Here is an 11,368-nt window from a genome sequence, read left to right on the forward strand (position 1 = left end):
CCTCGACCGAGAGGCCACCGACGATGGCAACCAGTTCCACCGATACCCGAGGTCGGAAATCGGGTAGAAAGCGGCCGATTCTCATCACGGTGGGCGTATTTCTGGTCATTGTCATTGCTTTTGTAGTCTGGCTTGGTTACGAGTCCTATTCCGCGCAGTCGAGTCTGACCGCCACGCGCGACGCGGCCACTCAAGCCAAGGACGCGTTGCTCGACGGCGATTCGGCCGGAGCCGAGGCAGCAGCGGCTCGTGCCTCCGAATCTGCGAACGATGCGGTCTCGGCGACGACGTCCATCCCGTTTTCCATCGCCAAAGCCGTTCCTTATCTCGGTAGTCCCTTGAAATCGGTAGCGCAGATCAGCGATGTGGTGCAGGGATTGGCCGTGGATGTGCTTTCCCCCGCGTCGGCAGCGGGTGCCAGCCTGAACCCGAGCAGCCTCGTCGAGGGCGGCGGCAAGGTGGACACCGCGGCCCTACGGGACGCGCAACCGGTGCTGCAGCAGACCTCCGCCGCGGCCGACGAGCTCAGTGAGCGTGCCCAGCAGGTGGACGAGCCCGCCTTCCTCGGTGTGGTGGACGAGGCTCGCACGTCATTGATCGATCAGACTCACGAACTCGCGAATCTGCTCACCAACACCCGGATTGCCAGTGAACTGCTGCCGTCGATGCTCGGCGACAACGGCCCGCGCAGTTACTTCCTCGCATTCCAGACCAATGCGGAGGCTCGGGGCACCGGCGGATTGCTCGGTGGCTACGGCATCATTCGGGCCGAGAACGGTACGGCCCGTGTCGATACCCTCGGCAGCAACAACGAACTCGAGTTTGCGAAACAGCCCATCGATCTGGGCCCCGAATACAACGCTCTGTGGGCTCCACGAAACACCACGATCGACTTCCGTAACTCGAATGCGAGCCCGCACTTTCCGTATGCCGGCCAGATCTGGTCGTCCATGTGGACGGAACAGACGGGTGAGGTGCTCAACGGCGCTATTGCCACCGACCCGATTGCATTGAGCTACATCCTCGGTGCCACCGGCCCGGTCACGTTGGCCGACGGCGAGCAGATCACTGCTGAGAACGTCGTCGAGATCACCCTCAGCACGGCGTATTCCAGGTTCGGCGACGACCAGTTGGCCCGTAAGGCGTATCTGCAGGAGATCGCCGCGGCGGTGGTGCAGAAGATGACCACGGGCGCGGCACCCACCAGGTCTTTGCTCGACGCGGTGGGCCGCGCCGGCAGCGAGGGCCGCATCTCGGTGTGGAGTGCAGACCCGGCCGAGCAGGCAATTCTGGCCGGCACCAAAGTGGGTCACGTATTGCCGGACAGCCCAGCGCCGTACGCCAATGTGGTGGTCAACAACGCCGGCGGCAACAAACTCGATTACTACCTGACACGCGACATCACGTATTCGGCTGAATCCTGCACGGCAGGTACCCGCAAGTCGACGGTGACGGCCACGCTCACCAACAACGTGGATCCGACGGGCCTGACGCCCTACGTGGCGAGCACATTCCAGCCGACGGTGGAGTACGGAACCAACGAATCGATCGTCTACCTGTACGGCACACAGGGCGCGAAGATCACGTCCATGAAGGTCAATGGCATCACGGGATTCTCCATCCAGGCAGGCACCGAGCTGGGCCGGCCGGTGCAGGCTGCGTATCTCACCATTCCGCCGGGTAAGTCGCAGACTGTGACGTGGGAACTCGAGGAGCCTTCGGCTCCAGGCGAGGCGACGGTGCCCGTACAACCCCTGGTGGATCAGCCGACGGTGAGCATCGACGTTCCCCAGTGCTGAAGATTCCCGGCGTCTTTGTCACAGTCGACGCGAGGGTAGTGCAGTTGCCCGAAGACTGACCTAAAGTTTCGTTCCGTGATCGGAAAAAGACGTAGTGACGAGATACGGCCCCCAGAACAGACACATCCAGTCCTTTGGATCATGTTGGCGGTGCTCATACTTGCCGCAGTTGCGCTGTTCGTCCTCACCGAATACGAGGGTCGGTTCTAGCGCGACCCGTTGCTCCTCGAAACCACGGGCCACGGCCGGGATTCTGTGCGGACCGTCATTCAGTTGGATGATTTTCCAACCCGGAAGTACTCCGCAGGACGACTCCTTCGACGGCTGCATCGCAGGTATTCGACACATCTTATGCCCCGCTATCGGGCACTCATCGATCGACGAAATAGATAGCTCGACGACGAATTGGCGCCCGTCCGTACCGGCGGGGACTCGAGTTCGAGCGCCCGCACCAGGGGTTCAGGACGTGGCGGCCACCTGTTTCAACACCCGCCCATAACACCAATTATGGCCCCACGAAACGGGGCATAAGAACCTAAATGCCCTGCCACGCAGGCATTTTGGCGTTGCCATGAGGGTGTAGCTTCGGCTTGTCAGTTCAGCATTCGACCAGTCAGGAGTTGCTCATGAGCAAAAAGAAGCCCGAACCAAGCATCAACGACAAGCTCACCGCCGTTGTTCAAATACTCTTCGCGATCGCCATCGCCGCGCAGGTTCCTCACGTCGAGACACCAGTCATTCTTGCGGCGATGACCCTCGCAGGAATTGTCATCGGCACGAGCGGACGGCCGAAGCCGGACTCCTCACGATCGAAGTGAGTCCGGCCCGCCGCTGGCTACTTACGCAGTCTCGGGTTTTCAGTGCCGTTTCTGGGCAGAGTCTCCGGCCGCTGGGATCGAGGGTGGGTCTCGGGTTCCCGGGTTGCCTCTGCTGTACGCGGGCCGGCAGCAGGAGACGCGGAAGCAGACCGAGGGGATGTCTGTCGTGTCGGCGGAGCAGGCACCAGTGCGGGAGTGGGAGGGGACACCGGCGTAAGTGGGGCAACGGGTGCCTGAGGTGCCGGCGCAGGGACCGGCGGTGTCACCTGCTTAGGCAGGTTGGTATCGGCGGTGTAGTTGTACGAGTAGCTGTACATGTCGCCCTTCTTCGAGGGCGTCAATGCCAGCACCACACCGAGGACGTGCGCTCCGATTGTTTCCAAATTGCCGATGGACCTGGACAATTCGTTGCTCTTGGTATGCCCGTAGCGGGTGACCAAGAGGGCACCATCGGCATGGGTGGTCAGGACGGCCGAGTCGGTCACCGGCAACAACGGCGCACCATCGACAATGACGTAGTCGAACTTGGAGCGCAGTTCCACCAGCAAGGCGCGAGACGCTTCCGAACCCAGTAGCTCGGACGGGTTCGGCGGGATCGGACCGGACGCCATGGCTTGCAGACCCTCGTACTGGGTCGGCTGAAGCACCTCGTCCACTTTCGCCTGCCCTGCAAGCACGGTGCTCAGACCGACCGAACCGATGAGGCCCATGTACTTCGAGATGCGAGGACGACGCAGATCGCCCTCGACGAGAACGACGTGGTGGCCGGCTTCGGCGAGCGAGATCGCCAAATTCAGTGCAGTGGTCGTCTTACCCTCGCTCGGGATTGCACTGGTGACAACGATGACGCGCGGCGGATGATCGACTTCGAGGAATTGCAGGTTGGTGCGGAGCTCACGGAATGCCTCGGCGCTGGCCGATTGGGTGAGGTCTTGGAAATCGACGGCCGGATGCGCCTTGCGTTCCTTGTCGAACGGGATGGTGCCGACCAGTGCCTTGCCGGAGATCGACTCGATCTCACGACGATTCTTGATCGTGTTGTCCAGACGGTCACGCAGCACCGCCAGTGCGATGCCGAGGAGCAGGCCCACCGCGGCACCCAAGGCGAGGTTGCGCTTGGTCTTGGGGCTGACCGGCGTCGACGACGCATCGGCCTGCTGGAAGGTCTTCACCCCGGCCGACGGGGTTCCCCCATCCTCAGGGGTTTCGAGCTCGCGCACCTGGTTGGTCAGCTCAGTTGCCATTGCATTGGCAATGTCGCGCGCAATCGCCGGCGACGCATCGGTGACGGTGATATCGAACAGCACGGTATCGGGAGTCGACGACGCCTTCACCTTCGCAGCCAACTGCGACGGCGTCAGTCCGAGCGGGAGAACGTCGAGGACTCGAGCGGCTAACGCTTCGCTGGTGACCAACTCGGAGTAGGAAGCGACACGTTGCTGAGAGAACAGGTTGCCCTGATATGCCTCGTTAACCGATGTTCCACCGGACGTGGAGACGAACATCCGTGCGCTGGACTCGTAGAGCGGAGTCGTCAGCAAGGACGCGCCCAGGGCCCCAAGGATCGCTACGACCACGGTGACGGCGATGATGATCCATCGCGCCTTCAGGATTCTCAGATAATCCTGTATCTCCATGCTTCGCGCTCCTCGTTCGTTTCGTACAGCTCGCAACGTGTCACTGCGTGGCTCAATCGTTACATAGCTGGCTGCTTTCCGTGCACCGGATGAGCTCGGGGTTGACGCGCGTCAATTCATTCGTTCGATATGCGTTCACAACTAAGCTAATTCCCCGTTGTGACGTATCACCGGGGCAATCGAGCCCAATTCACGCGCGCGAACTTTGCTGTTCGGCTCCGTTTCCCCATTACGATCACGCTTGCCTGTGCAGCGACGATAGACAAGAACACACCCATCGCGTCACTTAAAGTGATCCTCGACACCCGTCCGCCTCGAGCACTTGGTCGACCGTGAACAGCGACCCGGTCAGCGGTACGACAGAACGATGAGGTCAACACGCCCGTGCGGTGCCGATCAGCAGCCCGACTCCGGAACCACTCGCGGCGTGAGTCGCAGATCTGGGCCGATCGGCGCGGCCGACGCCTTGGCCCTCGGCACAAAACGCTCACTCGTCGCGAACCCCACGCTCTTCGCGCCATCCCTGCATCGGTACTTCACGAAACTTACCGGAGACCGTAACAAACCGACCCATTTGCTGAAGCCTCGCATTCAGGGACTTGCCCGGAGTCTATGCGCATATTACTGACCCAAGCCTGCATCGACGTCCGATTTCATGAAGTCCTGACTTTTTCCGAAAACCGTTTGTGCTCCGAACTATTCACATAATTTACTTACTGGGCCAACAGGGTAGTTGTTGTATAACATCGCGTTCGACAACGCATTTATCGATCGTGCACGGAGGTCGACGAGCGCACAGCGCATCACTTTCCGGTGGGGGCCACTCATGTCTCGTACGGTTGCAATTATCGGAACGCGTGGATATCCGAGTTTCTACGGTGGTTTCGAGACTCTGGTTCGACATCTCGCGCCCTACCTGGCAGATCACGGGTGGAACGTGGTGGTCTACGGCAGGCATGCTGCGCTGAGCTCCAATCCAACAGACATGGATCCGCGGGTGCGGTCGGTCGTCACACCCGGTTTCGACAGCAAATCCGCGAGCACACTCACCTACGGTGCCACGTCCTCGCTTCACGCAATGGTAACGAAACCCGATGTGGCACTCGTGATGAACGTTGCGAACGGCTTCTGGTTACCGTTCCTTCGTCTCCGCAACATTCCTACGTTGGTCAACGTCGACGGTATCGAGTGGGAACGCGAGAAATGGGGGCGGATCGCGAAAACGATCTTCGCCATCGGCGGCCGCGCGACTGCGCAGCATGCGACTACTCTGATCTACGACTCCCGCGAATTGGGCGCTCGATGGGAGGAACTCTCCGGCCGAACGGGGGTGTTCATTCCGTACGGTGGTGACCCTCGAACCGGAGATGACCCACCCGAGGGGCTCGGTCGACGTAAGTATGTGCTGATGGTCGCGCGATTCGTACCCGAGAACACGATCACTGCCTTTCTCGATGCGGCCGAGAAGCTCAGCGACCGTTGGAATGTGGTCATCGTCGGTTCATCCGGATACGGCGGCGAATTCGACAACCGCGTGGCCGCGCTCGCGGCGGAGAAGCCCAACGTGCGGTGGTACGGGCATCTCAGCGACGATGACATCTTGTACTCACTGTGGGAGAACGCCGGTGCATATTTTCACGGCCACAGTGTGGGCGGCACCAATCCTGCCCTGGTGCAGGCCATGGCCTGCGGAGCACCGGTGGTGGCTCGAGACACCGTCTACAACCGCGAAGTTCTCGGCGAAGGAGCACTTTTCGTCGAACCGACGCCGCACAGCATCGCCGCCGGTATCGAAACCTTGCTCAACGACTCCGAACTACAGCAGAAGTTCAGCAACATCTCGACCCAACGCGCTCACGACCTCTACACGTGGGAGCGGGTCTGCGCCGATTACGACAGCGCGTTACGCAGTCATCTGCCATCGGACGAAGTAGTCAGCGAACCGAAGATCGCGCGGGAGTGATGTGCGAATTCACGGGCCGAACGACGATATCCACCAGCGGGATTTCGCAGAGATTGCACCTGGAACACCAGTGCCCGAAACGCGAGACCGGTACCCACCACCAGGCCCCACCACAACCGCTGCAGTCCTGACCGGGCCAGGTCGGCGCGGTAGAACTCGTAGAGGTTGAGCACCCAGGCGGAGTTGGTCTCGGTCGTGGTGTTGCTGTTGCTGCTGCCCACCAGGTGTCGTGCCTGGGCTCGAGGCTGAATCAGTACCGCGCCACCACTGCGGCCTACCCGCCAACAGAACTCGATGTCCTCGGCGTACATGAACCAGCGTTCACTCAGTCCGCCGACTCGACGCCAGGTCTCGGCGTCGACCATCAGACAGGCACCGGTGACCCAGTCGACGGCCACGAGATCGTCACCGATGTCGGACGGCAGCAGGTAGTGGCCCTGCAATCCGCGTCTGCCACGGGCAAGCCTGGAGAGCCCGAAGTAGTGCGAGGCCATCGCCCACGCGGTGGGCATCCGGCCGGCCGCGGCCACTCGCACATCGTCGGTACGAATGAGCGGAGCAACGATTCCGCCATGCGTGGATGCAACGGTCTCGGCGAGGATCCGGACGTCTGCGGCCGAGATGACGGCATCGGGGTTGAGCAGCATGATGTTTCGGCCGGTGGCCTGCGCGGCGGCTTTGTTCACTCCACCCGCAAAGCCTAGGTTCCGGTCCCCGGCGGTCACTGAACAATGCGGAAAAGTCTCTTCGATCAGAGTCACGGTCTCGTCGGACGAGGCGTTGTCGTAGACGATGACCTCGTGGTCCGAACCCAACGCCGACAGGCAATCACCGATAACGTGCGAACTGTTGTAGGTGACGATCAGAACGGAGACATCCGGCCGACTCATCCGGCAGTGTGCTCCCTCGCCTTGATCAGCTTGGCCGGCACCCCTCCCACGATCGTGTACGGAGCCACATCTTTCGTGACCACAGACCCGGAGCCAACGATTGCCCCCTCACCGATGGTCACTCCCCGGGTGACGACGGAGCCTGCGCCGATCCAGGTGTCCGCGCCGATCACCGTGGGGCTACGGATGAATCCCTGACGGTTCATCGGCACGGACATATCGGCAAACTCGTGGTCTTCGCTGAAGATCGATACGTGGGGCCCGATCATCGCGTTGTCCCCGATGGTGATGCCGCCCTGCCCCCAGATCACGTTGTACATTCCCACAGCCACGCCTTCACCGATCACCACGCCCACGCCGGGCTCCGAGATCACTCCGGATCCGTTGATCGACGATCCGCGGCCAACCGTGGTGCGATCTCCGATCGTGATGCCGTGTGCTGAGTGCGCGTCGATCGCAACTCCGTCGCCGAACACGACGCCGGTACCGACGTGAAGCTTGGCCGCGTTACGTACCTTGACACCGCGACCACGGAAGTGCACCGCGGGCCCTTTTACGTACGGCAACCCCAGAATCTGGCCTCGTAGAGCTTGCGCCACTCGATCGAGGATGAAGCTCATCAATGTTCCGGCTGGAATGTCGTCGGGCATATGCCGGTGACGCAGTCGCCAATAGATCCTGTCGATCAACGTGTGCAGCATGACGCACTCCCTCGAGTCGCAACAGATGCGCTCACGGTAGCGCCCCGCCCATCGATCGGCATCCCGATCGATGGGCGTTACGCGTGGCGAACAATACTGCACCGCAATGGAAACCGTTCTCGACCGCCAAGAATGAGCCCCCAAACAATCACCGGGATGGATACGGGAGCATTCACCCGACCACCGAAAAGGCAATGAGACGAGTATTCGTCAATTCGTCGAAATGGATCGATTTCTTACCGCGAAAATGCGCACCGATTGGGACTATCATTCGCGACATCGGCCGGGTATTCCGGTATCGCGCAATCACATCGGGGATCGTAGATGACTCTGCTCGAGAGGAGAGCCGACTCCACGTCGGCCACTGTGACACCACCGAAAGTTGCCGCTGCACCCGGAAAGTCCAACGATTTCGGATTCCTGCTCGACATCCAGGGTTTGCGGATGATCGCGGTAACACTGGCCATCACGCACCACGTCTTCCGTTGGCCCGAGGGTGGATACGTCGGTGTCGACATGTTCTTCGTCATCTCGGGGTTCCTCATCACCAGTCTGCTGCTGCGAGAAGGTCTGCGCTACGGGCGGGTGTCCATCGCAGACTTCTATCGTCGACGGGCCCGTCGCATCCTGCCGTTGGCACTGTTGGTCATGGGTGCCACCCTCACTGCGTCGTACGTCCTGGTGCTGACCAGCCGGTTCGAGTCCATCGTCGTCGATACCTGGTGGTCGGCAGCGTTCGCGATGAACTGGCATCTCATCTCTGTCGGCACCGACTACTTTCAGACGGCGCTGCCGCATTCACCCCTGCAGCATTACTGGTCCCTTGCCGTAGAAGAACAGTTCTACGTGGTGTGGCCGCTACTGATGGTGGCGCTGCTATTCATCGCCACCCGGTGGCGAAAGAACCTGCCGTTGAGGCCTTTCGTGGCCGGATTCGCCATCATCGCCATCGCCGTGTCGTTCCTCTGGGCCATCGACGAGAGTGTAGCGAGTCCGACAGCCGCGTACTTCTCCACTTTCAGCCGGATCTGGCAGTTGGCCGCCGGGGCGCTGCTGGCCGCCACGGCTCCCCTTTTTCATCGCATACCCGTCTGGCTGAGGTCTGTCATGGCCGTTGCCGGTCTCATCGGAATCTTCTACGCCCAATTCACCTTCGAGGTCACGTACACCATCCCGGCCCCCTACGGTGCTGTTCCGGTGATCGCGACCTGCCTGGTGATCGCCGCAGGAATCGGGTCTACCGGCCTCGCCGTGACAAGGCCCCTTCGGCTGCGACCCGTCGTATACATCGGTGCCATATCCTATTCGCTGTATCTGTGGCACTGGCCGCTGGTTGTGCTGCTCCTGACCGTCATGAACGTCGGGCTCACGTACTACGTATCCGTCGTCGCGGGCACCGTAGTGTTGTCCATCGCGTCGTACCACCTGGTCGAGAAGGCCGTGCTTGACTCGAATTTTCTTGCGCCCCGTTCCCGACGGCGTGGACACCGGGCACCTGCGAGCGACAGCAACGATGGGCAGCGGGTCCTCGTCGGTGCCATGGGTGTGGTGATGGTCTTTCTCCTGGTCGCACTATTCAATCAGCCGTCTGTCGTTCTACGCGACGACGGCCCTGAGCCCGTGCTCGCCGCGGCGTCCGTCGGGCAAACTCAGGATCCACTCGAGACAGCCATCCGAGAATCGCTCGCTGCCAAAGCCTTTCCGGCGACGAGCCCGCCGTTGGACGATGTCGAGAGCGGCAAACCCATCGAGATGACACCGGAAGCCGGGTGCCTGGACCCGCCGGAGCTCAGCCTCGACACCTGCAATTTCGGAGCCGCGGATGCGCCGCAGTCGGCAATCGTCGTCGGTGATTCGTTCTCCGCTTCGTGGTTACCTTCCATCGTCGGAGCATTGGTGCCCAACGGTTTCCGGGTGCACGGTATGGGCCTGAACAACTGCCCGTTCATCGCCTCCGACGTGACCATCGGGGTGGATCAGGAGTCGACGGATCGATGCAATTCGAGCCGGGACGAGATGGTCGATCAGATCAATACCGCCCAGCCCAGCATGGTGGTGATGATCGACATGGAGTATGGAATCCAGGCAATGGTAGGCAACGAGGGCTCCGAGCAAGCCTGGACTACTGCCCGAACGGAGATCATCGACCGGATTGCGCCCAGCGGGGCCGCCGTCGTCATCCTCACCCCGAATCCACTCGTCAAAGCTGCTACCGAGTGCGCAGGACGGTTGGCGGTGCCGTCCAACTGCATCAGCACCGTCTCGGAGAATTGGCTGGCCAAGCGCAGTGCCGACGAGGCGGCTGCCCAGCAGACCGGCGCTAGGTTCGTCGATACTCGGTCATGGTTTTGCTATCGCAACAACTGCCCATTGTTCGTGTCAGGCATCGTTATCAGTTGGGATACCGGGCATATCACCCGGCAATACGGCGAATACTTGATACCGCGCGTCAGACAAGCTCTGCTGCCGGCATGAGAGGCAAGCACATCACAAGGCGCACCGTCTCTTTCGTTGCTAGTGTGTGCCGATGATCAGCGATCAGACAAACTCGAACGAGGTTCGACGGTTGTATCTGAACATCGTCAAACGGTCGCTGACCGGTGCCCTCGCCGAGGACAACGACTCGGTGTTGGGTGGAGTCCGGTGGCAGGGCAATCCCTCACTCACCAAACGCCTGGCCAGTAGATTCGCCGCAGCCGCGGCGAAGTTCGACATCGAGATAGCGATAAAGAAGCCATACGACGAGCACCATCGCGCCGTCGGCTTGGACTGGCCGTCGCGAGCCGAGTCGATGATAGGCCTGGCTCGAATGACCAACATCGAAGAATGTATCGCCACCGTCGTGTCCGAGAGCGTCCCCGGCGATCTCATCGAAACCGGGGTCTGGCGGGGCGGGGCATCGATCTTCATGAAGGCGAACCTCGTTGCCTGGGGTGACGAAATCAGAACAGTCTGGGTCGCAGACTCGTTCGAGGGTCTGCCGCAACCTGATCCCACCAGATTTCCGGCGGACGCGGGGGACAGAAATCACGAGCTCGGCGGTCTCGCGGTAGGAACGCGGACAGTGCAGCACAACTTCGAGCGTTACGGCCTCCTGGACGACAGAGTGCAGTTCCTCGTGGGGTGGTTCAAGGACACACTTCCCACCGCCCCCATCGAGTCGCTGGCGCTGATGCGACTGGACGGCGACATGTACGAATCGACCATTCAGGCTCTGGAATCGCTGTACCCCAAACTCTCCCCCGGGGGGTTCTGCATCATCGACGATTACGGCAGCCACTCCTCGCAAGCGGGGCAGGCGGTGCGCGATTATCGACTGGCCCATTCCATCGACGAGGAAATTGTCGACATCGACGGTTCCGGAGCATTCTGGCGTCGGGCACCGATCTAATTCGCACCGCTCAACACCTATCGGCGGTAGGTTTCGATTCGACAAACCGTTACGAAGAATGTTTCGCCTCAGTAGCTTTCGTCGCTAGCGAGCGTAACGGCTTCGGTCGAGTGGATACTCCCCCAATTCCATCCCCTGCCAGTAGATTGATGGACGATGACATTCGAAC

Annotated in this window: 8 protein-coding genes; 5 read left to right on the forward strand and 3 right to left on the reverse strand. The window is 61.0% G+C overall.

The window, feature by feature from the left end; translation table 11 throughout:
* Positions 1–23 precede the first annotated feature (23 nt).
* Both CH305_RS05275 and CH305_RS05285 read left to right on the forward strand, forming a co-directional pair.
* Positions 24–1,799, forward strand: coding sequence for a DUF4012 domain-containing protein (locus CH305_RS05275; RefSeq protein ID WP_094703026.1), 1,776 nt, complete (start codon positions 24–26; stop codon positions 1,797–1,799).
* A gap of 626 nt (positions 1,800–2,425) precedes the next feature.
* Positions 2,426–2,617: a hypothetical protein gene (locus CH305_RS05285; RefSeq protein ID WP_094703028.1), complete on the forward strand. Its 192-nt coding sequence runs from the start codon at positions 2,426–2,428 to the stop codon at positions 2,615–2,617.
* A gap of 17 nt (positions 2,618–2,634) precedes the next feature.
* On the opposite strand, the gene CH305_RS05290 is transcribed toward CH305_RS05285, so the two are convergent.
* The gene (locus CH305_RS05290; RefSeq protein WP_094703029.1) at positions 2,635–4,254 is read right to left on the reverse strand and encodes a polysaccharide biosynthesis tyrosine autokinase; all 1,620 of its coding nucleotides are present in this window, start codon (positions 4,252–4,254) and stop codon (positions 2,635–2,637) included.
* 826 nt (positions 4,255–5,080) lie between these two features.
* Here CH305_RS05290 and CH305_RS05295 point away from each other — a divergent pair.
* Complete coding sequence (locus CH305_RS05295) at positions 5,081–6,217, forward strand: glycosyltransferase (protein WP_094703030.1); 1,137 nt, start codon at positions 5,081–5,083, stop codon at positions 6,215–6,217.
* Here CH305_RS05295 and CH305_RS05300 read toward each other — a convergent pair.
* Positions 6,166–7,107, reverse strand: coding sequence for a glycosyltransferase family 2 protein (locus CH305_RS05300; protein ID WP_094703031.1), 942 nt, complete (start codon positions 7,105–7,107; stop codon positions 6,166–6,168). The genes CH305_RS05295 and CH305_RS05300 overlap by 52 nt on opposite strands.
* Complete coding sequence (locus CH305_RS05305; protein WP_037173046.1) at positions 7,104–7,808, reverse strand: DapH/DapD/GlmU-related protein; 705 nt, start codon at positions 7,806–7,808, stop codon at positions 7,104–7,106. Before CH305_RS05305 ends, CH305_RS05300 begins: the two co-directional genes overlap by 4 nt.
* Positions 7,809–8,132: 324 nt before the next feature.
* On the opposite strand from CH305_RS05305, the gene CH305_RS05310 reads away from it, so the two are divergent.
* Together CH305_RS05310 and CH305_RS05315 are read left to right on the forward strand one after the other, a co-directional pair.
* On the forward strand, positions 8,133–10,283 hold the full coding sequence (locus CH305_RS05310; protein WP_094703032.1) for an acyltransferase family protein: 2,151 nt from the start codon (positions 8,133–8,135) through the stop codon (positions 10,281–10,283).
* A 52-nt stretch (positions 10,284–10,335) separates the two neighbouring features.
* On the forward strand, positions 10,336–11,199 hold the full coding sequence (locus CH305_RS05315; RefSeq protein WP_094703033.1) for a TylF/MycF/NovP-related O-methyltransferase: 864 nt from the start codon (positions 10,336–10,338) through the stop codon (positions 11,197–11,199).
* Positions 11,200–11,368: the final 169 nt, after the last annotated feature.

The sequence above is a fragment of the Rhodococcus sp. 15-649-2-2 genome, from assembly GCF_002258645.1.
Taxonomy (GTDB): Bacteria; Actinomycetota; Actinomycetes; order Mycobacteriales; family Mycobacteriaceae; genus Rhodococcoides.

Excerpts from the sequence above, each read along its gene's own strand:
- CH305_RS05315 (WP_094703033.1), top strand. The coding sequence starts at position 10,336 with ATGATCAGCGATCAGACAAACTCGAACGAGGTTCGACGGTTGTATCTG.
- CH305_RS05290 (WP_094703029.1), bottom strand. The coding sequence starts at position 4,254 with ATGGAGATACAGGATTATCTGAGAATCCTGAAGGCGCGATGGATCATC.
- CH305_RS05275 (WP_094703026.1), top strand. The coding sequence starts at position 24 with ATGGCAACCAGTTCCACCGATACCCGAGGTCGGAAATCGGGTAGAAAG.
- CH305_RS05305 (WP_037173046.1), bottom strand. The coding sequence starts at position 7,808 with ATGCTGCACACGTTGATCGACAGGATCTATTGGCGACTGCGTCACCGG.
- CH305_RS05285 (WP_094703028.1), top strand. The coding sequence starts at position 2,426 with ATGAGCAAAAAGAAGCCCGAACCAAGCATCAACGACAAGCTCACCGCC.
- CH305_RS05295 (WP_094703030.1), top strand. The coding sequence starts at position 5,081 with ATGTCTCGTACGGTTGCAATTATCGGAACGCGTGGATATCCGAGTTTC.
- CH305_RS05310 (WP_094703032.1), top strand. The coding sequence starts at position 8,133 with ATGACTCTGCTCGAGAGGAGAGCCGACTCCACGTCGGCCACTGTGACA.
- CH305_RS05300 (WP_094703031.1), bottom strand. The coding sequence starts at position 7,107 with ATGAGTCGGCCGGATGTCTCCGTTCTGATCGTCACCTACAACAGTTCG.